The sequence below is a fragment of the Ideonella sp. genome, from assembly GCF_041918995.1.
GTDB lineage: Bacteria > Pseudomonadota > Gammaproteobacteria > Burkholderiales > Burkholderiaceae_C > Ideonella.
Map to the genome: position 1 here is coordinate 12,960 of NZ_JAYRUN010000016.1, position 25,558 is coordinate 38,517.

Sequence of the window (25,558 nt, forward strand, 5' to 3'; positions counted from 1 at the left end):
CCACATGGCCCTGATGGATTTCATCAAGAAGCAGTTCATCGACGTCATCGAATGGACGGAGACCGGCGATGGCACGCTGGCCTGGCGCTTCCCCATGGCCGGCAACGAGATCCAGCACGGTGCCTCGCTCACGGTGCGCGAGTCGCAGATGGCGGTGTTCGTCAACGAAGGCCAGGTGGCCGACGTCTTCGGCCCCGGCCGCTACACGCTCACCACCCAGACGCTGCCGGTGCTGACCTACCTGCGCAACTGGGACAAGCTGTTCCAGAGCCCGTTCAAGAGCGACGTCTACTTCTTCAGCACCCGCCAGCAGGTGGACCAGCGCTGGGGCACGGCCCAGCCGGTGACCATCCGCGACAAGGACTTCGGCGCCATCCGCCTGCGCGCGTTCGGCAACTACGCCTACCGCGTGGCCGACCCCAAGCGCTTCCACACCGAGCTGGCCGGCACGCGCGAGCGCGTCACCGTGGCCGACCTGGACGGCCAGCTGCGTGGCCTGATGCTGCAGCACATCGCCGACGCGGTGGCCTCCAGCGGCATCCCCTTCCTCGACCTCGCCGCCAACCAGGTGGAGTTCGCCGCCCAGCTGCTGGCCGCCACCGCCCCGGCCTTCGAGGCCCTGGGCCTGAAGCTGCAGGCCGTGCAGCTGCAGAGCGTGTCGCTGCCCGAGGAGCTGCAGAAGATCCTCGACCAGAAGATCGGCATGGGCATGGTGGGCCAGGACATGGGCCGCTTCATGCAGTACCAGACGGCGCAGGCCATCCCCGCCATGGCGCAAGGCGCCGCCGACGGCGGCGGCGGCGTGGTGGGCGATGCCATGGGCCTGGGCGCCGGCGTGGCCCTGGGCCAGGTGCTGGCCGGGCAGCTGGCGCAGGGCCTGAACCCCGGCCAGGCCGGCGGTGCGGCGGCGGGCGCCGGCGCGGCCCCCGCCGCCCCGGCGGTGGTGCCGCTGCGCCCCGACGAAGTGATGGCCACGCTGGAGAAGCTGGCCGACCTGAAGGCCAAGGGCATCCTCACCGACGAGGAATTCGCCGCCAAGAAGGCCGAGCTGCTGAAGAAACTTGTCTGACCACCTGACCGACGAGCCGGCACCGCAGCGCCGCTGGCGCGCCGCCTGCCCCGGCTGCGGCGCGCCGGTCGAGTTCGCCTCGGCCGCGTCGGCCAGCGCGGTGTGCAGCTTCTGCCGCTCCACCGTCGTGCGCGACGGCGAGGCGCTGCGCCGCATCGGCGTGTCCGCCGAGCTGTTCGACGACCACAGCCCGCTGCAGCTGGGCGTGCGCGGCCGCCACCAGGGCGTGGGCTTCTCGCTCGTGGGCCGGGTGCAGCATGGCAGCGAGGGCGGCACCTGGAACGAGTGGCACGCCCTGTTCGACACGGCCTCGTCGGACGGCGCAGCCGCCGCCCCCCGCTCCGCCTGGCTGAGCGAGGACAACGGCGCCTACGTGCTGGCCTTCGACGCGCCCCTGCCGGCCGACGCGCCGCCCGTGGCCGAGCTGACGCCGGGCGAGACCCGCCGCCTCGGCGGCAGCGTGTGGAGCGTGGCCTCGGTGGTGCGCGCCCGCGTCGTGGCCGCCGAGGGCGAGCTGCCGCGCCCCCCTGCGCTCAGCGGCGAGTTCACGGTGGTGGACCTGCGCAGCGCCGCCGGCGAGGTGGCCACGCTGGACGCCAGCGAACCGGCCGCCCCCACCTGGTCCGTGGGCCGGCCGGTGGCCCTGAGCGAGCTGTCCCTGAGCGGCCTGCGCGAGGCCAGCGAGAAGACGCTGGGCGGCCGCCAGGTGCCCTGCCCCAGCTGCGGCGCGCCGCTGGCGCCCACGCTGGCCACCACCCAGTCCATGAGCTGCCCGCAGTGCCGGGCGGTGGTGGACCTGGGCGCCGACGGCCAGGGTGTGGGCGCCGACCTCGCCCACTACGCGCAGAACAACAGCGGCCCCGGCGGCCTGGAGCCGCAGATCCCGCTGGGCCGCAGCGGCCGCCTGGCCCTCGGCGCCGAGGGCCCGCTGGACTGGCAGGTGGTGGGCTACCTCGAGCGCTGCGACCTGCCCGCCCCCGGCGACGAGGAGGAGGAGCAGACCTTCTGGCGCGAGTACCTGCTGTACCACCGCACGGCCGGCTTCGCCTTCCTGGTGGACGCCGAGGACGGCTGGAGCTGGGTGCGGCCCATGACGGGCACGCCAGTGGTCACCGGCCGCGGCGCGCGCGTGGGCGCCACCGCCTTCACCGAGCGCTGGCGCTACCGCGCCAAGGTCACCTGGGTGAAGGGCGAGTTCTACTGGCGCGTGCAGCGCGGCGAAACGGCCGAGGTGACCGACTACGACGGCCCGGCCGGCGCCAAGCTCTCCCGCGAGGCCACCGCCGGCGAGGTGGTCTGGTCGCTGGGCCACAGCCTGCCGGCCGACACCGTGGCCAGCGCCTTCCGCCTGCCGCCCGAGGCGCGTGGTGCGCTGCGGCGTGACGCGTCCCCGCTGGGCAGCGCCGCCAGCGGCTCGTCCTTCAGCGGCCTGAGCCAGGGCGTCGTCATCCTCATCGTCGTCATCGTGGTGATGCTGCTCATGGCGCGCTGCGGCAGCGACGACGACTGCGACGAGCTCAAGGCCACCTTCGGCGAGGCCAGCACCGAATACCAGCAGTGCCGCGCCCGCGCCCGCAGCGGCGGCTTCCGCACCGGCGGCGGCTCGTTCGGCGGCTTTTCCAGCGGTGGCGGCGGCCACAAGTAACGTTTCAATTGGAGTGACCACCATGATGGGAATCGAGTGGCTCAAGCCCGCGGTGTTCTTCGGCTCGATGCTGTTCGCGCTGATCGGGGTGCTGATCTTCTGGGTCTGCTTCCTCATCGTCGACAAGCTCACGCCCTACGACCTGTGGGACGAGATCGTGGGCAAGCAGAACGTGGCGCTGGCCATCGTGGTGGGTGCCATGTGCCTGGGCATCGCGGTGATCGTGGCCGCCGCCATCCATGGTGGATGAACGCGCGGGGCCGTCGGCAGCCGAGGTGCTGCTGCTGGCCTCGGTGTTCGTGGTGGCCGCGTGCGGCCTGGTGTACGAGCTGGCCGCGGGCGCGCTGGCCAGCTACCTGCTGGGCGACTCGGTCCTGCAGTTCTCCACCGTCATCGGCACCTACCTGGCGGCCATGGGGGCGGGCTCGTACCTGAGCCGCTTCATCGACCGCCAGCTGGTGGCGCAGTTCCTGCGCATCGAGCTGCTGGTGGGCCTGGCCGGCGGGCTGATGCCGGCGGCGCTGTTCGCCGCCCACGCCAGCCTGCCGGGCGGGCACGACACCCCCTTTCGCGTGCTGCTGTACGCGGGCGTGGCCACCGTGGGCACGCTGGTGGGGCTGGAGATCCCGCTGGTCATGCGCATCCTCAAGCGCCAGTTCGCCGCCCGCTACGGCCTGAAGGACCTGGTGGCGCAGGTGCTCACCTTCGACTACCTCGGCGCGCTGGTGGTGGCGGTGGCCTTCCCGCTGCTGCTCGTGCCGCACCTGGGGCTGATCCGCACCGGCCTGTTCTTCGGCCTGCTGAACGCGGGGGTGGCGGTGTGGGCGCTGTGGATGTTCCGCGCCCAGGTGCCGCGCCCGGGCGCGCACACCCTGGCCTGCGCGGCGGTGGTGGCCGTGCTCGGCGGCGGCTTCGCGGCGGCCGAGTCGCTCACCGCCTGGGCGGAGGAGCGCTTCTACGGCGAATCCGTGCTGCTGCGCGAGAGCAGCGCCTACCAGCGTGTGGTGGTGGCCGGCAGCGCCGAGAGCGGCCTGCGCCTGTACCTGAACGGCAACCTGCAGTTCCACTCGCGCGACGAGTACCGCTACCACGAGGCCCTGGTGCACCCGGCCATGGCGGCCCACGGTGCGCCAAAGAAGGTGCTGGTGCTGGGCGGCGGCGACGGCATGGCCGTGCGCGAGGTGCTGCGGCACCCCAGCGTGCAGCAGGTGACGCTGGTGGAGCTGGACCCGGCCATGACGCGCCTGTTCCGCGAGCAGCCCCTGCTCACCGCGCTCAACGACCGCTCGCTGCACGACCCGCGTGTGCGCATCGTCAACGCCGACGCCTACGGCTGGCTGGAGCAACTGGGCGACGACACCTTCTTCGACGTGGTGGTGGTGGACTTCCCCGACCCCAGCAACTTCGCGCTGGGCAAGCTGTACTCCACCAGCTTCTACGCCCTGCTCGACCGCCACCTGGCCGCCAGCGGCTACGCCGTCATCCAGACCACCTCGCCGCTGATCGCGCGGCGCAGCTTCTGGACGGTGGTGGCCACGGCGGAGGCCGTGGGCCTGCGCGCCACGCCCTACCACGCGCACGTGCCCAGCTTCGGCGAATGGGGCTTCGTGCTGGCCAGCCGGCGGCCCTGGGCCATCCCCGCCGCGCTGCCGCCGGGCCTGCGCTTCCTGAGCCTGCCCGGCCTGCCCGCGCTGCTGGACTTCCCGCCCGACATGGCCCGCGTGCCGGCCGAGCCCAACCGCCTGTCCACCCAATCGCTGGTGCACACCTTCGAGCAGGAGTGGGGGCGGGTGCACCGATGAGGCCGGGCCGATGAGCCCGCCGCGCCCCATGCGCCTCACGCGCCGCCACTGGCTGGCCGGCACCACCGCCGCCCTGCTCGGCAGCGGCTGCCGCCGCGTCGACGTGCCCGACCTGGCCGACGTGCCCGCCCGCTGGGTGGGCACCCACCCCGAGCGCGGCCACCGCCTGCGCGATGCGCTGGCCATCAGCAAGGCCGGCAGCTGGCCTGCCCCGGCGCGCCACGGCCGGGCCGGCGCGCTGGTGCTGGGCGGCGGCATCGCCGGCCTGGCCGCGATGCGGGCGCTGGTGGCGCGCGGCATCACCGACGCGCGCCTGCTGGAGCTGGCGGACGAGCCGGGCGGCAACAGCCGCGGCCACACCCTGGCCGGCCTGGCCTGCCCGCTGGGCGCGCACTACCTGCCCGTGCCGCAGCCGCCGGCGTACGAGGTGATCGAGTGGCTGCACGAGATCGGCCTGCTGCGCACCGACCCGCTCACCCGCCGCACCGTGCCCGACGAGCGCCACCTGGTGCACGCGCCCGCCGAGCGCCTGTTCATCGACGGCGCCTGGCAGGCCGGCCTGCTGCCCTCCGCCGACGGCCACCCGGCCACCGCGGCGCAGTACCGCCGCTTCGCCGCCGAGGTGGACACCGCGCGCCGCACGCTGGGCTTCAGCCTGCCCACCCACCGCAGCCCCTGGACCGCCGGCCACGCCGCGCTGGACGCCCAGACCTTCGCCACCTGGCTGCGCGCCCAGGGCTTCGACGACGAACGCCTGCTCGCCTACCTCGACTACGCCTGCCGCGACGACTACGGCGCCGGCCTGGCCACCGTGTCCGCCTGGGCCGGCCTGCACTACTTCGCCAGCCGCCACGGCTTCGACCCCGGCCCGGATGCCGACGGCCGTCCGGCTCCCGGGCAGACGGAGGAGGCCGACGACGCCACCCATGGCGTGTTCACCTGGCCCGAGGGCAATGCCTGGCTCGCGCGGCAGCTCGCCGCCCCGCACGCCGCTGAAGGCCGCCTGCTCACCGGCCGCACCGTCTGCCGCGTGGACCTGAACCGCCACGACGTGCAGGTGTGGGCCTGGGATGAACGCGCCGGCCACATGGAGACCTGGACGGCGCCGCTGGTCATCGTCGCCCTGCCCCTGTTCATCGCCCAGCGCATCCTCACGAACCCTCCCCCGGCCCTCACCGCCGCGGCGCGCCACGCCCGCTACGCCCCCTGGCTGGTGGCGAACCTGCACCTGGACGGCCCGCTGGCCGACCGCCCCGGCGTGCCGCCGGCCTGGGACAGCGTGGCGCATGCACCCGCCGGGTCCAGCACGGCACTGGGTTATGTCGACGCAGGGCACCAGGCGATGAACCCGGCGCGCCAAGCGACAGTGCTGACGGCCTACCACGCGCTGCCAGAGTCCCAGCGCGCGGCGCTGCTGAGCGAACCCGCCGCCACCTGGGCGCTGCGGGTCACCCGCGGCCTGGCCGACACCCTGCACCCCGACCTGCCCCTGCGCCTGCGCGCGGTGGAGCTCACCCGCCACGGCCATGCGATGCGCATCCCGGCGCCCGGCGTGCGAACGGCAGCGGAACGGACCGGCCTGCACGCGGGGCGCGGCCGCGTCCGGTTCGTGCACGCCGACGTGGCGGGCTTCTCGGTGTTCGAAGAGGCCTTCAGCCTGGGGGCCTTGGCCGGGGGAGGGGGCCCGCAGCGCGGCGCCTGACAGGCCCCCGGCGGGTTCGGCCTGGCCGAGACAGTGTGTATGGACAAATCACATACAATTTCGTCCCACAGACCGCTGGAACGCCCCATGGCCCAGGCCAACGCCCTCGAACCCGTCACGATCAGCATCCGCGCCAAGGCAGGCCAGCGGGACCTCATCGACCAGGCGGCTGAGCGCCTGGGCCGCAGCCGCTCCGATTTCATGCTCGAGGCCGCCTGCCGGCAAGCCGAGGATGTGCTGCTCGATCAGACGTGGTTCGCCCTGGATGCGGACCGCTTCGCGGCCTTCCAGGCGCTGCTCGACGCTCCGCCCCCGCCGACGGACCGGCTGCGTCGCACACTCCAGGCCCCGGCACCTTGGGACAGCCCCGCCCCCGCGCCAGCCAGCGCCAAGCGTCGCCGTCCATGACGGGGCCGGCCCTGTCGGCACCGCAGGCGCTGACGGCACCGCAGGCGCTGACAGCACAGCACGGGCTGGCGGCCTTCAGCTGCGGCGAGCCCTCGCTGGACGACTGGCTGAAGCGCCGTGCCCTGCGCAACCAGGCCAACGGCTCGTCGCGCACCTACGTGGTCTGCCAGGGTGAGGAGGTGATCGCGTACTACTGCCTCGCCGCCGGTGCGGTGGGGCACGACCAGGCGCCGTCCGCCCTGCGACGCAACCGGCCCGACCCCGTGCCCGTGCTGGTCCTGGGCCGCCTGGCCATCGATCAGAAGCACCAGCAGCGGGGCATCGGCACGGCGCTGCTCAACGATGCCATCCGGCGCAGCCTCCAAGCGGCCGAGATCGCCGGCGTCACCGCGCTGCTGGTGCACGCGCTGTCCGAGCCCGCACGGCGCTTCTACCTGTCGCGCGGGTTCCTCCCATCGCCCGTGCAAGAGATGACGCTGTGCCTGATGCTCGCCACCGTCAGGCAGACGCTGGCACCGATGTAGCCGGCGTGGCCCGGCCCCGGCTATCGTGTGCCGATGCACCTGCATCCCTCCATGTCGTTCACGCCGGGTACGGCCCTGCCCCCCGCCACCTGGCATGCCGCCTTCACCGAGGCCTTCGCCGACTACCTGATCGGCCCGTTCACGCTCACGCTGGCGCAGTGGCCGGGGTTCCTGGCGCGGCAGGGGGTGAGCCTGTCCGAGAGCCGGGCCACGGTGGACGCCGGCGGGCAGATCACGGCCTTTGCGCTGGTGGCGCCGCGGCCCGCCGTGGGGCGGTGGCGGCTGGCGGTGATGGGCGCGCGGCCCGCGGCGCGGGGCAGCGGCGCGGCCGCGGGGCTGCTGGCCGACTTCCTGGCGCGCGCCGCGGCCGCCGGCGTGGGCCGGGTGGAGCTGGAGGTGTTCGCGCAGAACACGCGCGCCGTGCGGCTGTACGAGAAGCACGGGTTTGCCGTGGCGCAGGGGCTGTTCGGCCATGAGCTGGCGCCGGGCGCCGGCCCCGCCTGCGCCGCGTCCCCGGCGGCCACCACGCCGGCCCTGGCCGCGCACGACGTGGCGCTGGACGAGGCCGCCGCCTGGCTGGACGCGGCCGAGCAGCGCGTGCCCGACCTGCCGCTGCAGGTGGGTGCCGGCTCGCTGCGCGCGGCCGAGCAGGCCGCGCCGGGGTCGCTGGCGGCCGCGCGGGCCGGGGACGCCCAGATCGTGTGGTCCTCCCCCGCGGAGCCGGCCGCCGTGGTGGTGCACAGCCTGGTGGACCCGTCGGCCGGCCAGGCAGGGGCCGAGGCGCTGCTGCGTGCCCTGCAGGCGCGCCACCCCGGCCGCACGCTGCGCGTGCCGCCGCTGCAGCGCGACGACCTGGGTGGCCTGGCCTGGCAGCGGCTGGGTGCGGCACGGCAGCGGCTGCACCAGTGGCTGATGACGCGGCCGCTCGCCGCTTGAGCCGCCAGCCTGCCGGGCCGTGCCCGTGCGGTTCGACCCAGCCTGCGCCACCCGCACTCATTCCTCAGTTTTTTCCGAACTGACCCTCCCGCGCCCGCTGCTGGCTCGCGGCCGGCCGGGTGGCTATCGTGCCGCGCTGCGTGCGCCCTGTGCCGGCGGCACGCCAGGAGCACACACATGCAGGAATGGGAGATCCCGGGCTACGTCTGGGCCGCGGTCGCGGTGGTGGCCAGCATCGTCTACGCCGCCTGGACGTCGTGGCGCGCTGGCCAGCGCGAGGACGCGCGTCTGCTGGCCGCCGTTGCCGGCGCGGGCGGCCTGGCCATCGCGGTGGCCAGTGCCTGACCGCCACGCACCGCCTGCCTGCCCCGGCCGAGGGGCCGCATGAGCACCGGCTTCACCCCCGACCCCGCCATCCTGTTCTTCGTGTTCGGCCTGGCCGCGGGGCTGATGCGGTCGAACCTGGAGATTCCGCCGGCCGTCTCGCGCTTTCTCTCGCTGTACCTGCTGATGGCACTCGGCCTGAAGGGCGGGTTCGCGCTCGCCCACTCCGGCTGGGACAGCTCGGTCGCCTCGGCGCTGGGCATCGCCGTGGGGCTGGCGGTGGCCGTGCCCGCGGCCGGCTTCCTGCTGCTGCGGCGCTGGCTGTCGGCCTTCGACGCGGCCGCGGTGGCGGCCACCTACGGCTCGGTGAGCGCGGTGACCTTCATCACCGCCACGCAGCACCTGGACGACCTGGGCCTGGCCTATGGCGGGCATCTGGCGGCAGCGATGGCGCTGATGGAATCGCCCGCCATCGTGATGGCGGTGCTGCTGGCCAACTGGGTGCGGCGGCGTCAGCCCCCCGCGCCAGGCGCCCCGGCCGTGCCCCCGGCCCGCATGGGCCATGTGCTGCACGAGGCGCTGACGGACGGCGCGCAGCTGCTGCTCATCGGCTCCATGGTGGTGGGGCTGGTCACCGGCCCCTCGGGCGAGGCGGCGATGAAGCCGTTCACCGGCGACCTGTTCAAGGGCATGCTGTCGTTCTTCCTGCTGGACATGGGGCTGACGGCGGCGCGCCACATCGGCGGCCTGCGCGGGCGCTCGCCGGCGCTGGTGGGCTACGCCGTGCTGGCGCCGCCGGTGCACGCCGCACTGGCCGCCGCGCTGGCGGCCGCGGCGGGGCTGTCGGCGGGCGACGGGGCGCTGCTCATGGTGCTGGCGGCCAGTGCGTCGTACATCGCCGTGCCGGCGGTCGTGCGCCACGCCATCCCCGAGGCGCAGCCGGCGCTGTACCTGGGCATGTCGCTGGGCATCACCTTCCCGCTCAACATCCTGGTCGGCATCCCGCTGTACACGGCCGCCGCCGTGTGGGTGTTGGGCTAGCGGTGCGCGTGGCGGCCGCTGTCTGCGGACAATGGGCACCATGAAATACCTGCACACCATGGTCCGCGTGGCGGACCTCGACGCCTCGCTGCGCTTCTACCGTGATGCCCTGGGCCTGGAGGAGGTGCGCCGCTCCGAGCACGAGGCCGGCCGCTTCACGCTGGTGTACCTGGCCGCGCCCGGCGACCACGATGCCCAGGTGGAGCTCACCTACAACTGGGACCCGGAGGCCTACACCGGCGGCCGCAACTTCGGCCACATCGCCTACGCGGTGCCGGACATCTACGCCGCGTGCCAGCGCCTGGCCGACCATGGCGTGACCATCCTGCGCCCGCCGCGCGACGGCCGCATGGCCTTCGTGCGCTCGCCGGACCAGATCTCCATCGAGCTGCTGCAGCAGGGCCCCGCGCTGCCGCCCGCCGAGCCCTGGGCGTCCATGCCCAACACGGGCAGCTGGTAAGCCGCCTTCAGGGGGCAGCGGCCGGCGCGGGCGCCGCGGCGGCCGCCAGCACCCGCTGCACCAGCGGGTGCTGCACGCGGCGCTCGGTGCCGATGGCGTAGAACTCCTCGCCCACGCGTTCGGCCAGGCCCACGGGCTGCACGCCGTAGCGGCCGACCACGTCGTCCTCCACCCACACGGGCGCGGGGAACACGCCCATGCCGGTGGCGCCGAAGGTCTTGAGCAGGGCGCTGTCGCCGAACTCGCCCACCACCCGCGGCCGCACGCCCTGGCGGTCGAACCACTGGTCCAGGTGCACGCGCACGGCCGAATCCGCGCCGGGCAGCAGCACGGGCAGCTCGGCCAGGCTCTGCGGGAAGCCAGCGCGCGCGCGCTCGGCCAGCGCGGGCGCGGCGTACCAGGCGATGTCCGAGCGGCCCAGGGCGTGGGTGTACAGGCGCAGGTTGGCGTTGGCGGGCGCCGGCCGGTCGGCCAGCACCAGGTCCAGCCGGTGCAGCGCCAGGCCGGCCAGCAGCTCGTCGAAATCGCCCTCGACCACCTTCAGCCGCAGCGCGCCCTCGTGCAGCACCGGCTCCATGAGCCGGCGCGCCACCAGCTTGGGCAGGCCGTCGGCCACGCCCAGCGCCAGCCGCAGCACCGGCGCGCCCGCCGCGTCGCGCACCAGCGCGGGCAGCTGCTCGCCCAGCGCGAAGATGCGGTCCGCCTGGGCCAGCGCCGCCTGGCCCGCCTCGGTGAGCGCCAGGCCGCGGCCGGCGGGCTTGAGCAGCGCGTGGCCGAGCGATTTCTCCAGCTCGCGCACCTGGGTGCTCACCGTCTGCACGGCCATGCCCAGGCGCTCGGCAGCGCGCGCCATGCCGCCCTCCTTGGCCACCACCCAGAAGTAGTAGAGGTGGCGGTAGCTGAAGTCCTGGCTCATGCTGACCTTTCGGTTTTCCGGAAGCACCGGTTCCTGATTGTGTGCTTTTTGTCGAAGTACGGCGCGCCTATCGTGGCGCCTCGTCATCCCACACGCCCCATGGGCAGGACACCCGATGAGAAGCTACCCCACCAACAGCCCCCAGGCCGCCGCGCGCATCGTGGCGCTGGCCATGCTGGCCGACGGGCACCTGTGCCGCCGCGAGGTGGCTGCGGTCGAGGCCCTGCCGGGCGAGCGCCGGCTGGGCCTGTCGCCGGCCGAGTGGCAGGCGGTGATGCACGGCCTGTGCGAGGACCTGCTCACCAGCCACCCCGAGATGCCCTGGGGCGATGCCTGCCGCGTGGATGCCCACACCCTGCGGGCGCTGCTGGCCGAGATCACCTCGCCGCCGCTGCGCGAGCAGGTGCTGTCGCTGTGCCTGGCGGTGGCCGAGGTGGACCAGCGCTTCACCGATGGCGAGGCGCGGCTGCTGAACGCGGCCGTGCGTGAATGGCACCTGCAGCCGCAGGTGTTCCAGCACCTGACGGCGGAGGGCTGAAGGCCGTGGACCTGAACCTGTTGAATGCCGCCTGGCTGCACACCCCGGTGATGGGGCACGCGGCCTGGCTGTGGATGGTGTTCGGCGCCGTCGTCGTCACCCTGCTGGTGCTGGACCTCGGGGTGCTGCACCGCGAGGAGCGCGAGATCGGCGTGCGCGAGAGCCTGATGCTGTCGGCCGGCTACATCACCGCCGGCCTGCTGTTCGGCGCCTGGGTGACCTGGCAGCTGGGCACGCGATCCGGCCTGGACTACCTCACCGGCTTCCTCATCGAGAAGTCGCTGTCGCTGGACAACATCTTCGTCATCGCGCTGATCTTCAGCACGCTGGCGGTGCCGCGCTCGCTGCAGCACCGGGTGCTGTTCTGGGGCATCCTGGGTGTGATCGTGCTGCGCGCCCTCATGATCGGCCTGGGCGCCGCGCTGGTGGAGACGCTGTCCTGGACGCTGTACCTCTTCGGCGCCTTCCTGGTGTTCACCGGCATCCGCATGTGGAAGGCGGTGGACGAGGTGCCCGACATCGCCAACAGCAGGCTGCTGGGCTGGCTGCGGCGCCACATGCGGGTGACGCCGGAGCTGCAGGGCCAGGCCTTCTTCGTGCGCCAGCCGCACCCGCAGACGGGCCGCGCGGTGTGGTGGGCCACGCCGCTGTTCCTGGCGCTGTGCATGGTGGAGGCGGCCGACCTGGTGTTCGCGGTGGATTCGGTGCCGGCGATCTTCGCCATCACCACCGACCCGTTCATCGTCTACACCAGCAACATCTTCGCCATCCTCGGCCTGCGGGCGCTGTACTTCGCCCTCTCGGCCATGATGGACCGCTTCCACTACCTGAAGTACGCGCTGGCGGCGGTGCTGGTGTTCATCGGCGGCAAGATCCTCGTGCACGACCTGTTCGGCAAGGTGCCCGCGGCGCTGTCGCTGTCGGTCACCGGCGGCCTGATCGCGGCCGGCGTGATCGTGTCGTGGTGGAAGACCCGGCCTCAGCGGGTGGCGGTCTGACCGTAGTAGCTGGGCGCCGGGTTGGCCAGCGACCAGAGGTAGCGGCTCTGGGCGTTGAGCGACGACAGCCGGGCCAGCGGATGGGTGAGCCCGTGCGGACGGGCCCCGGCGGCCGGGCGACCGTTGGCCGCGGCCGCCCCCACCACCGCGCCGCCACCGGCCTCGGCCTGGATGGTGGACGCCACCTGGCGCTTCAGCCCGGCATCGCCCTGCAGCCGGCCCACGCAGGCGGGTGAGGCGCTGATCACCAGCTCACCGCCGCGCAGGCCGGCGCAGGCGGCCGGGGCCTGGGCCAGCACGCCCGGCGCCGCCACGGCCAGGGCCAGGCCAGCCAGGGCCGCGTGAAAGGGCATCGGACAGGACGTGCGCATGGGCGCCACCTTAGCGGCGTACCGCCACGTAACCGACGAGCTGCGCGCATCCGCGCCCGCCATCCGTGACAGGCGTCGCAGGCGCCCCGTCACGAAACCGTAACCCGATGTCACCGGGCGGGCAGGGCGTCCAGCATGCGGTCCAGCATGATGGCCAGGTCGGCCGGGCCGTCCAGGAACCAGCGCGCCGCGGACTGCGGGTCGTCCTGGCCGATGCGCACGGTGAGCCAGGTGGGCTCGTCGCGCGCGAACACCGGCTCGTCGTTCACGTCGTCGCCCACGAAGACCGCGGCATGCACGCCGGCGGCCTCCACCAGCGCCGCCACGGCGTCCGCCTTGTCGCGCGCCTGGGCGGCCACGATGTTGACGACCATCTTGCCGCCGTACACCGAGACGCTGTCGGGCAGGCCGGCGATGCTGTGCGCGATGGCGCGCTGGGCCGCCTCGCGGTCCGCCGCGAGCCGGTAGTGCAGCGCGATGGACATGCCCTTGTCCTCGATGGCGACCCCCGCCGCGGTGAGCGTCTCCAGGTGGCCGGCCAGGCGCTGGCGCGCCGGCACCAGCGCGGCGGCGTTGTCGGCGCTGGCCTGGGCGTGGCCGTCGTCCTCGGCGCCGTGGCTGCCCACCAGCCGCCAGGGGCGGAACGGCAGGCGGCGCCGCAGGTCGTCGACGCGCCGGCCCGAGATGACGGCCAGCGGCAGCCGCGCGGCCAGGCGCTGCAGGCGGTCGGCCACCGCCGCGGGCACGCGGGCGTCGGCGGGCCGCGCCACGATGGGCGCCAGGGTGCCGTCGAAGTCGAACGCCAGCAGCGGGCGCTGCCGCATGGTGTGTCGCAGGGCGAGTTCGCCCTCAGGTGTGAACAGGCGCTTCATCCTCGGCGGTATCAGGCAGGGTGTGGCGCTGCACGCGGGCGGCGATGCGTTCGCGCAGGCGGAAGCGCCCGGCGTCGGCCAGCATGCGGCCGGCCCAGCGGAAGACGTTGTTCTCGCGCACGGTCATGCGCAGGCTGGCCATGCGCTCGCGCTGCTCGGCCGCGGGCATGGTGGCGGCGCGGTGCAGCGCATCGGCCGTCTCTTCCACGTGGTACGGGTTGACGATGAGGGCTTCGCTCAGCTCGCGCGCGGCACCGGCGAAGCGGCTGAGCACCAGCACGCCCTGCTCGTCGTCGCGCGCGGCCACGAACTCCTTGCTCACCAGGTTCATGCCGTCGTGCAGGCTGGTCACCACGCAGATGTTGGCCGCGCGGTACAGCTCGTGCAGCGCCTCGGCGTCGTGGTGCTCGGCCAGCAGGCGCACGGGCGTGTAGCCCAGCCGCCCATAGCGCTGGTTGATGCGGTCGGCCACGCCGTGGATGCGCTGCTGGAAGGCGCGGTATTCCTCCAGCGCGCTGCGCGTGGGCGCGGCCACCTGCACGAACACGAAGCGGCCGATCCACTCGGGCCGCTTCTCGAGCAGGCGCTCCACCGCGTGCAGGCGCTCGAGGATGCCCTTGGTGTAGTCGAAGCGGTCCACGCCCACGGCCAGGCAGGTGTCGGGCGGCAGCTCCAGGCGCTGCAGCACACGCTGGCGGCAGGCGGCCACCGGCACCCAGCCGGTGGTGTCCTCGGGCCAGTCGATGGAGATGGGGTAGCTCTCGACCAGCGTCTCCTTGTCGCGGAACACGATGGTGGAATGCTCGTGCTCGATGCGCGCCTCCAGGCTGCGGTCCACCGTCTCGATGAAGTTCTTGCAATGGAAGCGGGTGTGGAAGCCGAGGATGGTGCTGCCCAGCAGCCCTTCGATGATCTCGCGCCGCCAGGGGCAGATGCCGAAGGACTCGGGGTTGGGCCAGGGGATGTGCCAGAAGGTGAGGATGGTGGCGCGCGGCAGGCGCTCGCGGATCATCGCGGGCAGCAGGGCGAAGTGGTAGTCCTGCACCAGCACCACCGGGTCGTCGCTGCGCGCCTCGGCGGCCACCGCGTCGGCGAAGCGCTCGTTGACGTGGCGGTACATCTCCCAGTCGGACTCGCGGAACACCGGCCGCACGTGGGCCACGTGGCACAGCGGCCACAGGCCCTCGTTGGCGAAGCCGTTGTAGTAGCCGCGCTCCTCCTCCTCGGTGAGCCAGACGCGGCGCAGCGTGTACTCCTTGGTGCCCGGCGGGACGGGCAGGCGGTCGTGGGCGTCCACGGCCTCGCGGTCGGCGCTGCCGCTGCCGTGGGCGATCCAGGTGCCCGAGCAGGCGCGCATCACGGGTTCCACCGCCGTCACCAGGCCGCTGGCGGGACGGCGCACGATCACGCGGCCGTCGTCCGTGCGCTCGTGCAGGTAGGGCTCGCGGTTGGACACCACGATCACCTGGTCACCGCGCAGCTGGGTGAGCAGCAGCGAGCGCAGGCGCTCGGGGTTCCACACGGACACCAGGTCCAGGCTGCGGCGGTACTCGTCCTCCAGGTCCCGCAGGCGGGCGCGCACCTCGCTGGCGAAGGGCTGCAGCTCGGGCGGCGGCGCCAGCAGCGGGCGCACCAGGCCCTCGCCGCGCAGGATGCCGCGCATGCCGTTGACCCAGCCGCGCCAGCTGATCTGCGCCACCACCATGGTGATGAGCGCCATGGTGAAGCCTAGCAGCACGATGAACGCGATGAGGTAGCGGCGCGTGTCCAGGCTGCGCCGGTCGATGAAGCTCAGGTCGTGCAGCAGCACCAGGCTGTCCACGCCCGGCCCGGGCGTGCCCAGCGCATGCACGCCCACGTGCACCGCGCCGCCTTCCACCACCAGGCGGGGGTCCGCCTGTACCGCGATGTCGCGCGCCTGCGCGCAGTCGAGCGAGGGCGGGAAGCCGTCCGTGCGGCGCAGCATCTCGTTGCTCGGTGAGCACAGGGCGATGGCCACCAGGCGCTCGTCCTGCAGGGCCCGCTCGAACAGGCCCTGGACGCGCCAGGTCTTGCCGTCCATCTGGGCCTCGTTGATGGCGTCGGCCAGCGTGTTGGCCACCAGCGTGCCGCGGTTGTTGAGATCCCGCGCGAACCAGCGCAGGGTGAGGCTGTCCAGCACCGGCAGGGCCACCAACGCGGCAACGAGCAGCGTGAGCAGCAGCGGGATGAGGAAACGTAACTGGAGGTGAAGGGTTTTCATGGCGCAACGCCCCCTGGGGCAAACCCGGTGCCCGCCCCGCTCGGGTATGGCCCTTGCCCGCGCCCGCGGCCTGGCTGCCCTCCCCACCATGACCCACCCCACGCGACCCGCCCACCTCGACCTCGCCCTCATCGGCAACTGCGCCATCGGCGCGCTCATCGAACGCGAGGGCGACATCGTGTGGTGCTGCCTGCCGCGCTTCGACGGCGACCCGGTGTTCCACGCCCTGCTGGGCGCCCCCGACGACCCGATGGACGGGCGGCTGTCCGTGGAGCTGGAGGGCATGGTGCGCAGCGAGCAGGCCTACGTGCCGGGCACGGCCATCGTGCGCACCCGGCTGTACGACGCGCAGGGGCAGGCCATCGAGCTCACGGACTTCTGCCCGCGCTTCTGGCACCACGGGCGCATGTTCCGCCCGGCGCAGCTGGTGCGGCGCATCCGGCCGCTGCATGGCCACCCGCGCATCCGCATCGTCGTGCGCCCGCGCGGCGAGTGGGGCCAGCGCGCGCCCGAGATCACGCGCGGCAGCAACCACCTGCGGTATGTGCTGCCCGGGCAGACGCTGCGCCTGAACACCAGCGCCGCGCCCACCTACGTGGCCGGCGAGCGCTGGTTCTCGCTGCATGCGCCGCTGTCGCTGGTGCTGGGGCCGGACGAGACCTTCGAGGGCGGCATCGAATCCACCGCGCGCGACTTCGAGGAGCAGACCACGCGCCACTGGCAGGAGTGGACGCGCCGGCTGGCCGTGCCGCTGGAGTACCAGGACGCGGTGATCCGCGCGGCCATCACGCTCAAGCTGTGCCAGTTCGAGGAGACGGGCGCCATCGTGGCCGCCATGACCACCAGCCTGCCCGAGGCCCCGCACAGCGGCCGCAACTGGGACTACCGCTACTGCTGGCTGCGCGACGCGTTCTTCGTGGTGCGCGCGCTCAACAGCCTGTCCGAGGTGGGCACCATGGAGGACTACCTGCGCTGGCTGCACGACGTCGTGCGCAGCTCGGATGGCCACGTGCAGCCGCTGTACGGCATCGACCTGGAGCGTGAGCTGGTCGAGCGCATCGAGCCGCAGCTGCCCGGCTACCGCGGGATGGGCCCGGTGCGCGTGGGCAACCAGGCCTACGAGCATTTCCAGCACGACGTCTACGGCAACATCGTGCTGGGGTCCTCCCAGGCCTTCCACGACCACCGCCTGTTCCGCCGCGCCGACGCGAGCGATTTCGCGCAGCTCGAGCGCATGGGCGAGCAGGCCTTCGCGCTGCACGACCAGCCGGATGCCGGCATGTGGGAGCTGCGCACGCGGGCGCGCGTGCACACCTCGTCGTCGCTGATGTGCTGGGCCGCCTGCGACCGCCTGGCCAAGATCGCCTATGTGCTGAAGCAGCCCGAGCGCCAGCGCTTCTGGCGCGAGCGCGCGGATCTGATCCACCGCCGCATCCTGGAGGCGGCGTGGAACGACAAGCGCCAGGCCTTCGTGGAGAGCTTCGGCGGCCAGGACCTGGACGCCAGCGTGCTGCTGATGGCCGAGGTGGGTTTCCTGCCGGCGCACGACCCACGCTTCATGAGCACGGTGGACGCGCTGGAGCGCACGCTGTGCGACGGCCCGTTCATGCGCCGCTACGAGGGCCGGGACGACTTCGGCAAGCCCGAGACGGCGTTCAACGTGTGCGCCTTCTGGCGCGTGGATGCGCTGGCGCGCACCGGCCGGCGCGAGCAGGCGCGCGAGGCCTTCGAGGCCCTGCTGGCGCGCCGCAACCATGTGGGCCTGCTGTCTGAGGACCTGGACCCGCACACCGGCGAGCTGTGGGGCAACTTCCCCCAGACCTATTCGATGGTGGGCATCATCAGCGGCGCGATGCAACTCTCGGCACCCTGGGCCGATGCGGTATAGAGACATGGTGCCCCCACGCCCCCTTGCCAGGGGGCGCCTTGCAGGCCGCGCCGGGCACGGAGGCCCGGCCCCTCGGCAGGCACGGCCAGTCCTCAGGACTGTCCATGTCCCGCCTCGGCCCCACGAGGGGGCTCGCGCAGCGGACCGGCGAAGCCGGATCCACGCACGCCACTGGGCGGGCGGCGGCTGGGCCGCGCCGCGATAAGCTTCTCTTCCAAAAAGGAGACTCCATGCGCTACCGCCGTCTCGGCCGTGCCGGCCTCCAGGTGAGCGAGCTCTCGCTCGGCTCCTGGGTCACGTACCACAACCAGGTCGATGTCGACGCCGCCGTCGAGATGATGGCCGCGGCGCTGGACGCCGGCATCAACTTCTTCGACAACGCCGAGGCCTATGCCGCCGGCCGCAGCGAGGAGGTCATGGGCCAGGCGCTCAAACGCCTGGGCAGGCCGCGGCTGGACTACGTCGTGTCCACCAAGTTCTTCTGGGGCCTGGACCGCAGCGAGCCCGGCATCAACCGGCGCCATACGCTCAACCGCAAGTACCTGCTGCAGGCCATCGACGGCTCGCTGCAGCGCTTCGGGCTGGATTTCGTGGACCTGGTCTACTGCCACCGCCCCGACCCGCACACGCCCATCGAGGAAACCGTGTGGGCCATGAGCGACATGATCACCCGCGGCAAGGCGCTGTACTGGGGCACCAGCGAGTGGAGCGCGGGCGAGATCCGCGCGGCCTGGGACATCGCCGAGCGCCACCACCTGCACAAGCCCGTGGTCGAGCAACCGCAGTACCACCTGTTCCACCGCAGCCGCGTGGAGCAGGAGTACGTCCGGCTCTACGACGACATCGGCCTGGGCCTGACCACCTGGAGCCCGCTCGCGTCGGGCCTGCTCTCGGGCAAGTACCTGAACGGCGTGCCCGAGGGCTCGCGCGGTGCCATGGAGACCATGTCCTTCCTGCGCGAGGGCCTGACTGACCCGGCGAAGAACGCCGCCGTGGCCCGGCTGCAGCCCATCGCCGACGAGCTGGGCGCGACGCTGGCGCAGCTGGCCATCGCCTGGGCGACGAAGAACCCGCGCGTGTCCAGCGTGATCACCGGCGCCTCCAAGGCCGAGCAGCTGCAGAGCAACCTGGGCGCGCTGGCGGTGGCCGACCGGCTGACGCCCGAGCTGATGGCGCGCATCGACGAGGCGACGAAGGCGCTGGCCAAGTAGTCGCCGGCGCGGGCCCGCGGGCGTCGGGCCCGCGGCCCGGTCAGGCGATGGGCGGGTAGCCGCCCTCGCCGTCCGGCCAGGCGGTGAGCACCTCGAAGCCGCTGGCCGTGACGGCCACCATGTGCTCCCACTGCGCCGAGAGCGAGCCGTCGCGCGTCACCACCGTCCAGCCATCGGCCAGCTCGCGGATCTCGCGCCGGCCGGCGTTGAGCATGGGCTCGATGGTGAACACCATGCCCTCCTCCAGGCGCAGGCCCTGGCCGCGCTGGCCGAAGTGGGCCACGTGCGGCGCGTCGTGGTAGATGCGGCCGATGCCGTGGCCGCCGTACTCGCGCACCACGCTGAAGCCCTCGCGCTGCGCCACGCGCTGGATGGCATGCCCCACGTCGCCCAGCGTGGCGCCGGGCCGCACCTGGCGGATGCCCGCGCGCATGGCCTCGTAGGTGGTGTCCACCAGGCGGCGCGCCAGCGGACGCGGCGTGCCCACGCAGTACATGCGGCTGGTGTCGCCGAACCAGCCCTGGTGCTGCACCGCCACGTCGATGTTGACGATGTCGCCATCGGCCAGCACGGTGGCGGCCGAGGGGATGCCGTGGCACACCACATGGTTCACCGACGCGCACACCGTCTTGGGGAAGCCGTGGTAGCCCACGTTGGCCGCCACCGCGCCCAGCGTGTGCACGATGTGGTCGTGGCACAGCGCATCGAGCTCCTCGGTGCTGACGCCCGCACGCACGTGCGGCGCGATCATGCGCAGCACGTCGGCGGCCAGCCGGCCGGCCTCGCGCGCCTGGGCGATGTCGGCGGGGGAATGGCGGGGGATGGGCTGCCTCATGAGGGCACCCGGGGCGAGCGCGTGCCCGTCGCCAGCCTCGCGCCCGCTCCCGGCGCACCGGCGGCCAGCCGGGCCAGGTCCAGCCCGCCCGCGAGCTCCGCCTGGATCAGCAGCTGGCACAGGTCGCTGTGCGTGAGCTGCGGGTACAGCTCGGCCAGCATGCCGATGCGCATCCAGTGTTCGGCCTGCGCGTTGATGGACCGGCTCAGCGCCGTACTGGCGACGCGCAGGTTTTCGTGCGTCTGGTCCGAGATCTTGACGATGCCCATGGGCGGATCATATACGGAACGTATATTGTTTGCATACGGCCCGCGCGCATCCGCCGCCTGCCCTCAGCCCGCGTTCAGGGCGGCCAGGCGCTCCGGGGTGCCCACGTCCGTCCACTCCCCCGGCCACAGGCGGGCGGCCAGGCGGCGCTGGGCGATGGCGGCGTCCAGCCGCGGGCGCAGGGGCAGGCGGGTGCCGGGCGGGATGCCGGCAAACATCGACGGGCGAAACAGGCCCACGCTGGCCCAGGTGTAGCGCTCGGCGGCGTCGGCCACGGCCAGGCCCTGCGCGTCGATGCCGAAATCGCCGCGCGGATGGTGCGGCGCATTGGGCACCAGCCACAGCTCGGCCAACAACCCGGGCCGCGCCCCGAACGCCGCCACGTCCGCCGGCGAGAAGCCGAAGCCGGGCAGGAACACGTCGCCCGAGACGACCCAGAAGGGCGCGTCGTCGCCCTCGGGCGCCAGCCACGGCAGGGCGTTGGCGATGCCGCCGGCGGTCTCCAGCGCGCCGCCGTGGTCGCGGCCCTCGAAGCGGTAGTGCAGGCGCTGGCCGAAGCGCTCGCCATCGCCCAGCACGGCGGGGAACTGCTCTTCCAGCCAGGCGGCGTTGATCACGACCTCCCGCACGCCCGCAGCCGCCAGCGCCACGAGGTGCCACTCGATGAGCGGCCGGCCCCGCACGGGCAGCAGCGGCTTGGGGCAGGTGTCGGTGAGCGGGCGCATGCGCTCGCCGCGGCCGGCGGCCAGCACGATGGCACGCGGCGGGCGGGACATGGCAGCGGTCATCGCACCGCCTCCGCGGCGTCGGCCGCATCGGCCGCGTCCGCCGGCCGGCCCTGCCCGCGCTGCAGCCGCTGCACCTGCGCCGCGGCGGGTGCGAAGGCCTGCTGCAGCGCCGCCAGCAGCGCCTCGGCCGCGGCGGAATGGTCCGCGCCCAGGTTGCACACGTAGACGTCCAGCGTCACCGCGCCCAGCTCGGGCCAGGTGTGCACCGCCAGGTGCGATTCGGCCAGCAACACCACCCCGGTGACGCCGGCCGGCTGCAGGCTGCCCGGCCGGGGCGCGAAGCGGTGGAACAGCTCGCCCACCGGCTGCAGGCCCACGCCCTGCACCGCGCCCATGCACAGCGCGCGCAGCGCCGCCGGCTCGGTCATCAGCGGCAGCGCGGCGTCGCAGCCGCGCAGGTCGGCGGTGAGGTGCAAACCGTGCATGGCGGCCGATTATCCGGGCCGCCGCCGCCGACGCCCGCCCGCCGCGCGGGGCGGCGACTAAAATCGCGGGCTCCGTCCTCCCCCCGCCCGCCCGTCGGCCCGGCCCACCGCAGCTCCCCCAGCGCGGCCGTCCGTCGCCCGCCGGGCCGCCTTCCTGCCCATGCCTGCCGACACGCTCACCTCCGCCCCCGCCCAAGTCCTGCCCCTGGCCCACGCCATCCGCGCCCTGGCCATGGACGCCGTGCAGCAGGCCAACTCCGGCCACCCGGGCGCGCCGATGGGCATGGCCGAGATGGCCCAGGCCCTGTGGACCCGCCACCTCAAGCACAACCCGGCCAACCCGCTGTGGGCCGACCGCGACCGCTTCGTGCTGAGCAACGGCCATGCGTCCATGCTCATCTACGCCGCGCTGCACCTGACCGGCTACGACCTGCCGGTGGCGCAGCTCAAGGCCTTCCGCCAGCTGCACAGCGCCACGCCGGGCCACCCGGAGGTGGACGTGACGCCGGGCGTCGAGACCACCACCGGCCCGCTGGGCCAGGGCATCACCAACGCGGTGGGCATGGCACTGGCCGAGAAGCTGCTGGCCGCCGAGTTCAACCGCGACGGCCACGCCATCGTCGACCACCACACCTACGTGTTCCTGGGCGACGGCTGCCTGATGGAAGGCGTGAGCCACGAGGCCTGCGGACTGGCGGGCGCCTGGAAGCTGAACAAGCTGATCGCTTTGTACGACGACAACGGCATCTCCATCGACGGCCAGGTGGCCCCCTGGTTCGTGGACGACACCGCCGCGCGCTTCAAGGCCTACGGCTGGAACGTGATCGGCCCGGTCGACGGCCACGACGTGGACGCGCTGGATGCCGCCCTGGCCGCTGCGCGCCAGAGCACCGACAAGCCCAGCTTCATCCTCTGCAAGACGGCCATCGGCAAGGGCTCGCCCAACCGCGCCGGCACCGCCAAGGCCCACGGCGAGCCGCTGGGCGGCGAGGAGATCGCACTCACCCGCGCGGCCCTGGGCTGGGCGCACGAGCCCTTCGAGCTGCCCGATGCGCTGCGCGCCGCCTGGGACCAGCGCGCCGCCGGCGCCGAGCGTGAGGCCGAGTGGGACGCCCGCTTCGCCGCCTACAGCGCCGCCTTCCCCGAGCTGGCCGCCGAGTTCACGCGCCGCATGGCCGGCGAGCTGCCCAAGCACTTCGCCGAGATCGCGGTGGAGGCCGTGGGCACCGCGCACGACAAGGCCGAGACCGTGGCCAGCCGCAAGGCCAGCCAGCTCGCGCTTGAGCACTTCACCGCCGCCCTGCCCGAGCTGCTGGGCGGCTCGGCCGACCTGACCGGCTCCAACCTGACGAACACCAAGAGCACCCCGGCGCTGCGCTTCGACGCCGCGGGCGCCGTGGTGAAGGACGAGCTGGGCCGCGTGGGCCGCCACATCAACTACGGCGTGCGCGAGTTCGGCATGGCCGCCATCATGAACGGCATCGCGCTGCATGGCGGCTACATCCCCTACGGCGGCACCTTCCTCACCTTCAGCGACTACAGCCGCAACGCCATCCGCATGGCCGCGCTGATGAAGCGCCGCGTGGTGCACGTGTTCACGCACGACTCCCTCGGCCTGGGCGAGGACGGCCCCACGCACCAGTCCATCGAGCACGCGGCCAGCCTGCGGCTGATCCCCAACCTCGACGTCTGGCGCCCGGCCGACACCACCGAGACCGCCGTGGCCTGGACCATGGCGCTGGCCAACAAGCACCGCCCCACCGCGCTGCTGCTGTCGCGCCAGAACCTGCCCTACGCGCCCAAGACCGACGCCGACGTCATCACCCAGGGTGCCTACGTGCTCTCCGAGCCCAGCGACGTGGGCATGAAGAAGGCGGCCCAGGCGGTGATCATCGCCACCGGCTCCGAGGTGCAGCTGGCGCTGCATGCGCAGCAGCTGCTGGCGCAGGCGAAGATCGCCGTGCGCGTGGTGTCCATGCCGTCGACCACCGTGTTCGACCGCCAGGACATGGCCTACAAGACCGCCGTGCTGCCGCCCAAGCTGCCGCGCATCGCCGTGGAAGCCGGCGTGACCGACTTCTGGTGGAAGTACGGCTGCGCCGCCGTGGTGGGCATCGACCGCTTCGGCGAATCCGCCCCCGCCGGCGTGCTGTTCAAGCTCTTCGGCTTCACGCCCGAGAACGTGGCGCTGACCGTGAGAAAGGTCCTCGGCAAATGACAGCGTCCCGGCATCTGGGCATCGTCTTGCTCTTGAGTGCATCCACGGCCACTTGGGCCCAGGTGCCGGTCATCGACCCCTCCATCACCTTGCAGTGCCTGAAGCCCGCGAAGGCGCAGCGCGACGCGCTGGCCTATCCCTTCGACGCCTGGAAGGACGGCAAGGGCGGCAGGGTGCAGGTGGAGCTGCTCTTCCACTCGCCCGACCGCGGCCCGGCCGTGTCGGTGCTCCCCGCCGATGCGGACGAACGGCTCGTCGACGCGGTGAAGTTCCATGTGAACACCTTCCGCCTGCCGTGCGTGGACCGCGGTGTCTCGCAGGGCCGGGTGATCCTGGAGTACGTGTTCAAGCCGGATGACCAGCGCGTCGCGGCGTCGGAGCCACGTGACCCCGAGGTCGAGCGCCGCCAGGCGCTGTGGGCGTGCGTACGGCATGTGTCGGGCGCGAAGTCGCCGGCCTACCCCCCGGACGCCCGGCAAGCGCTGCGGCAGGGCAGTGTCCAGACACGGCTGGAGTTCCGGTCCGCCGACACGCCCCCCATCGCGCAGGTGTGGTCCGCCACGGGGAACGGCCCGCTGCACACCGGCGTGGAAGAATGGGTCAAGGGCTACCGCATGGACTGCCACCCGGGCGGCGAGAGCGTGACACAGGACCTCCAGTTCCGTTTCCGGCTCGAAGGCGCTCCCGCCGTCGGGTTCAAGCCCCTCACGCTCATGCAGCTGCTGCCCGCCGTCAAGGGCATCCGCGACCAGCGGCTGGCCTTCGACTTCACGCAGATGGACTGCCCCTTCGACGTGCGGCTCACCTACCTGCAGCCCCATGCACCCAACAAGGTGGTGCAGCTCGACAGCTTCGAGCCCTCACGCCGTCCCCTCGTGGACTGGCTCCAGGGCATCGAGCTGAACATGCGCGGCACGCAGCTGGAAGCCGTGTACGCGGACGACCTCTTGCTGAGCGTGCCCTGCGCAAAGATCAACCTGTGAACCTGCCTTCTTCCTTCGCTTCAACCTGGAGTTGCTGACATGACGATCAAGATCGGTATCAACGGCTTCGGCCGCATCGGCCGCATGGTGTTCCGCGCTGCGGTGCAGAACTTCGCCAACGACTTCGAGGTCGTGGGCATCAACGACCTGCTGGAGCCCGACTACCTGGCCTACATGCTGAAGTACGACAGCGTGCACGGCCGCTTCAAGGGCGAGGTGGCGGTGGACGGCAACACGCTCATCGTCAACGGCAAGAAGATCCGCCTGACCGCGGTGAAGGACCCGGCCGAGCTGAAGTGGGACGAGGTCGGCGCCGACATCGTCGTGGAATCCACCGGCCTGTTCCTGACCAAGGAAACCGCCGAGAAGCACCTGAAGGCCGGCGCGAAGAAGGTGATCATGTCGGCGCCCTCGAAGGACGACACGCCGATGTTCGTGTACGGCGTGAACGACAAGAGCTACGCCGGCCAGGCCATCATCTCCAACGCGTCGTGCACCACCAACTGCCTGGCCCCGGTGGCCAAGGTGCTGAACGACACCTTCGGCATCAAGCGCGGCCTGATGACCACCGTGCACGCCACCACCGCCACCCAGAAGACGGTGGACGGCCCGTCCAACAAGGACTGGCGCGGCGGCCGCGGCATCCTGGAGAACATCATCCCCAGCTCCACCGGCGCCGCCAAGGCCGTGGGCGTGGTGATCCCCGAGCTGAACAAGAAGCTCACCGGCATGAGCTTCCGCGTGCCCACCAGCGACGTGTCGGTGGTCGACCTCACCGTGGAGCTGGTCAAGGACGCCAGCTACGAGGAGATCTGCGCCGCCATGAAGGCCGCCTCCGAAGGCGCCATGAAGGGCGTCCTGGGCTACACCGAGGACAAGGTGGTGGCCACCGACTTCCGCGGCGAGCCCTGCACCTCGGTGTTCGATGCCGAGGCCGGCATCGCGCTGGACAAGACCTTCGTCAAGGTCGTGGCCTGGTACGACAACGAGTGGGGCTACTCCAACAAGGTGCTGGAGATGGCCCGCGTGATGGCCAAGTGATCCGGATCGGCCCGCCGATCGACGACCAAGGGGCCTGCGGGCCCCTTTTCCGTT

Annotated in this window: 26 protein-coding genes; 18 read left to right on the top strand and 8 right to left on the bottom strand. The window is 72.7% G+C overall.

Going from position 1 to position 25,558, the window contains the following annotated elements; all coding sequences use genetic code 11:
* The first annotated feature begins 4 nt into the window (after positions 1–4).
* The 11 genes from ACE3UN_RS14725 to ACE3UN_RS14775 all read left to right on the top strand — a co-directional run bounded on the left by ACE3UN_RS14725 (position 5) and on the right by ACE3UN_RS14775 (position 9,911).
* Positions 5–1,069 (top strand): SPFH domain-containing protein, encoded by a 1,065-nt coding sequence (locus tag ACE3UN_RS14725; protein ID WP_374675725.1) that lies wholly within the window; start codon positions 5–7, stop codon positions 1,067–1,069.
* Entirely contained in the window at positions 1,062–2,714 is a 1,653-nt protein-coding gene (locus tag ACE3UN_RS14730; protein WP_374675726.1) for a DUF4178 domain-containing protein, read from the top strand. The genes ACE3UN_RS14725 and ACE3UN_RS14730 overlap by 8 nt, the downstream gene beginning before the upstream one ends.
* A 25-nt stretch (positions 2,715–2,739) precedes the next feature.
* On the top strand, positions 2,740–2,964 hold the full coding sequence (locus ACE3UN_RS14735) for a DUF350 domain-containing protein (RefSeq protein ID WP_374675806.1): 225 nt from the start codon (positions 2,740–2,742) through the stop codon (positions 2,962–2,964).
* On the top strand, positions 2,954–4,516 hold the full coding sequence (locus ACE3UN_RS14740) for a polyamine aminopropyltransferase (protein ID WP_374675727.1): 1,563 nt from the start codon (positions 2,954–2,956) through the stop codon (positions 4,514–4,516). The genes ACE3UN_RS14735 and ACE3UN_RS14740 overlap by 11 nt, the downstream gene beginning before the upstream one ends.
* Before the next feature lie 10 nt (positions 4,517–4,526).
* Complete coding sequence (locus ACE3UN_RS14745) at positions 4,527–6,218, top strand: FAD-dependent oxidoreductase (protein WP_374675728.1); 1,692 nt, start codon at positions 4,527–4,529, stop codon at positions 6,216–6,218.
* An 87-nt stretch (positions 6,219–6,305) separates the two neighbouring features.
* Positions 6,306–6,626, top strand: coding sequence for a DUF1778 domain-containing protein (locus ACE3UN_RS14750; RefSeq protein ID WP_374675729.1), 321 nt, complete (start codon positions 6,306–6,308; stop codon positions 6,624–6,626).
* Positions 6,623–7,150, top strand: coding sequence for a GNAT family N-acetyltransferase (locus tag ACE3UN_RS14755; RefSeq protein ID WP_374675730.1), 528 nt, complete (start codon positions 6,623–6,625; stop codon positions 7,148–7,150). The genes ACE3UN_RS14750 and ACE3UN_RS14755 overlap by 4 nt, the downstream gene beginning before the upstream one ends.
* 33 nt (positions 7,151–7,183) lie before the next feature.
* Positions 7,184–8,086: a GNAT family N-acetyltransferase gene (locus ACE3UN_RS14760; protein ID WP_374675731.1), complete on the top strand. Its 903-nt coding sequence runs from the start codon at positions 7,184–7,186 to the stop codon at positions 8,084–8,086.
* Between the two features lie 177 nt (positions 8,087–8,263).
* Positions 8,264–8,431, top strand: a complete 168-nt coding sequence (locus ACE3UN_RS14765; protein ID WP_374675732.1) for a hypothetical protein — start codon at positions 8,264–8,266, stop codon at positions 8,429–8,431.
* A 39-nt stretch (positions 8,432–8,470) separates the two neighbouring features.
* The gene (locus ACE3UN_RS14770; RefSeq protein WP_374675733.1) at positions 8,471–9,451 is read left to right on the top strand and encodes a sodium-dependent bicarbonate transport family permease; all 981 of its coding nucleotides are present in this window, start codon (positions 8,471–8,473) and stop codon (positions 9,449–9,451) included.
* Positions 9,452–9,491: 40 nt separating this feature from the next.
* A complete protein-coding gene (locus ACE3UN_RS14775; RefSeq protein WP_374675734.1) occupies positions 9,492–9,911 on the top strand; it encodes a VOC family protein in 420 nt (139 codons plus the stop codon).
* A 7-nt stretch (positions 9,912–9,918) separates the two neighbouring features.
* On the opposite strand, the gene ACE3UN_RS14780 is transcribed toward ACE3UN_RS14775, so the two are convergent.
* A complete protein-coding gene (locus ACE3UN_RS14780) occupies positions 9,919–10,827 on the bottom strand; it encodes a LysR family transcriptional regulator (protein WP_374675735.1) in 909 nt (302 codons plus the stop codon).
* A gap of 115 nt (positions 10,828–10,942) precedes the next feature.
* Here ACE3UN_RS14780 and ACE3UN_RS14785 point away from each other — a divergent pair, with 115 nt between their 5' ends.
* Together ACE3UN_RS14785 and ACE3UN_RS14790 are read left to right on the top strand one after the other, a co-directional pair.
* On the top strand, positions 10,943–11,365 hold the full coding sequence (locus tag ACE3UN_RS14785) for a TerB family tellurite resistance protein (protein WP_374675736.1): 423 nt from the start codon (positions 10,943–10,945) through the stop codon (positions 11,363–11,365).
* A gap of 50 nt (positions 11,366–11,415) precedes the next feature.
* Positions 11,416–12,363: a TerC family protein gene (locus ACE3UN_RS14790; RefSeq protein WP_374675807.1), complete on the top strand. Its 948-nt coding sequence runs from the start codon at positions 11,416–11,418 to the stop codon at positions 12,361–12,363.
* Here ACE3UN_RS14790 and ACE3UN_RS14795 read toward each other — a convergent pair.
* From ACE3UN_RS14795 to ACE3UN_RS14805, 3 genes are all read right to left on the bottom strand, one after another.
* Positions 12,345–12,734 (bottom strand): hypothetical protein, encoded by a 390-nt coding sequence (locus ACE3UN_RS14795; RefSeq protein ID WP_374675737.1) that lies wholly within the window; start codon positions 12,732–12,734, stop codon positions 12,345–12,347. The two genes, ACE3UN_RS14790 and ACE3UN_RS14795, sit on opposite strands and share 19 nt — an antisense overlap.
* A gap of 110 nt (positions 12,735–12,844) precedes the next feature.
* A complete protein-coding gene (gene otsB / locus ACE3UN_RS14800) occupies positions 12,845–13,606 on the bottom strand; it encodes a trehalose-phosphatase (protein WP_374675738.1) in 762 nt (253 codons plus the stop codon).
* Complete coding sequence (locus ACE3UN_RS14805; RefSeq protein ID WP_374675739.1) at positions 13,584–15,848, bottom strand: trehalose-6-phosphate synthase; 2,265 nt, start codon at positions 15,846–15,848, stop codon at positions 13,584–13,586. The genes otsB and ACE3UN_RS14805 overlap by 23 nt, the downstream gene beginning before the upstream one ends.
* A gap of 88 nt (positions 15,849–15,936) precedes the next feature.
* Here ACE3UN_RS14805 and ACE3UN_RS14810 point away from each other — a divergent pair, with 88 nt between their 5' ends.
* Together ACE3UN_RS14810 and ACE3UN_RS14815 are read left to right on the top strand one after the other, a co-directional pair.
* Positions 15,937–17,736: a glycoside hydrolase family 15 protein gene (locus ACE3UN_RS14810; protein WP_374675740.1), complete on the top strand. Its 1,800-nt coding sequence runs from the start codon at positions 15,937–15,939 to the stop codon at positions 17,734–17,736.
* Between the two features lie 230 nt (positions 17,737–17,966).
* Positions 17,967–18,947, top strand: coding sequence for a potassium channel beta subunit family protein (locus ACE3UN_RS14815; protein ID WP_374675741.1), 981 nt, complete (start codon positions 17,967–17,969; stop codon positions 18,945–18,947).
* A 40-nt stretch (positions 18,948–18,987) separates the two neighbouring features.
* Here ACE3UN_RS14815 and map read toward each other — a convergent pair whose 3' ends face one another.
* The 4 genes from map to speD all read right to left on the bottom strand — a co-directional run bounded on the left by map (position 18,988) and on the right by speD (position 21,262).
* Entirely contained in the window at positions 18,988–19,782 is a 795-nt protein-coding gene (map, locus tag ACE3UN_RS14820) for a type I methionyl aminopeptidase (protein ID WP_374675742.1), read from the bottom strand.
* Positions 19,779–20,051: a ParD-like family protein gene (locus tag ACE3UN_RS14825; protein WP_374675743.1), complete on the bottom strand. Its 273-nt coding sequence runs from the start codon at positions 20,049–20,051 to the stop codon at positions 19,779–19,781. Before ACE3UN_RS14825 ends, map begins: the two co-directional genes overlap by 4 nt.
* A 63-nt stretch (positions 20,052–20,114) precedes the next feature.
* Positions 20,115–20,825 carry an NDP-sugar synthase gene (locus ACE3UN_RS14830; RefSeq protein ID WP_374675744.1) on the bottom strand — a complete coding sequence of 237 codons (711 nt, stop codon included), beginning with the start codon at positions 20,823–20,825 and terminating at the stop codon, positions 20,115–20,117.
* 8 nt (positions 20,826–20,833) lie between these two features.
* The gene (speD, locus tag ACE3UN_RS14835) at positions 20,834–21,262 is read right to left on the bottom strand and encodes an adenosylmethionine decarboxylase (protein ID WP_374675745.1); all 429 of its coding nucleotides are present in this window, start codon (positions 21,260–21,262) and stop codon (positions 20,834–20,836) included.
* A gap of 160 nt (positions 21,263–21,422) precedes the next feature.
* On the opposite strand from speD, the gene tkt reads away from it, so the two are divergent.
* The 3 genes from tkt to gap are packed head-to-tail and all read left to right on the top strand — an operon-like array spanning position 21,423 to position 25,504.
* A complete protein-coding gene (gene tkt / locus ACE3UN_RS14840) occupies positions 21,423–23,480 on the top strand; it encodes a transketolase (protein ID WP_374675746.1) in 2,058 nt (685 codons plus the stop codon).
* A gap of 32 nt (positions 23,481–23,512) precedes the next feature.
* Positions 23,513–24,463 carry a hypothetical protein gene (locus ACE3UN_RS14845; RefSeq protein ID WP_374675747.1) on the top strand — a complete coding sequence of 317 codons (951 nt, stop codon included), beginning with the start codon at positions 23,513–23,515 and terminating at the stop codon, positions 24,461–24,463.
* Positions 24,464–24,502: 39 nt separating this feature from the next.
* Entirely contained in the window at positions 24,503–25,504 is a 1,002-nt protein-coding gene (gap, locus tag ACE3UN_RS14850) for a type I glyceraldehyde-3-phosphate dehydrogenase (protein ID WP_374675748.1), read from the top strand.
* Positions 25,505–25,558 lie beyond the last annotated feature (54 nt).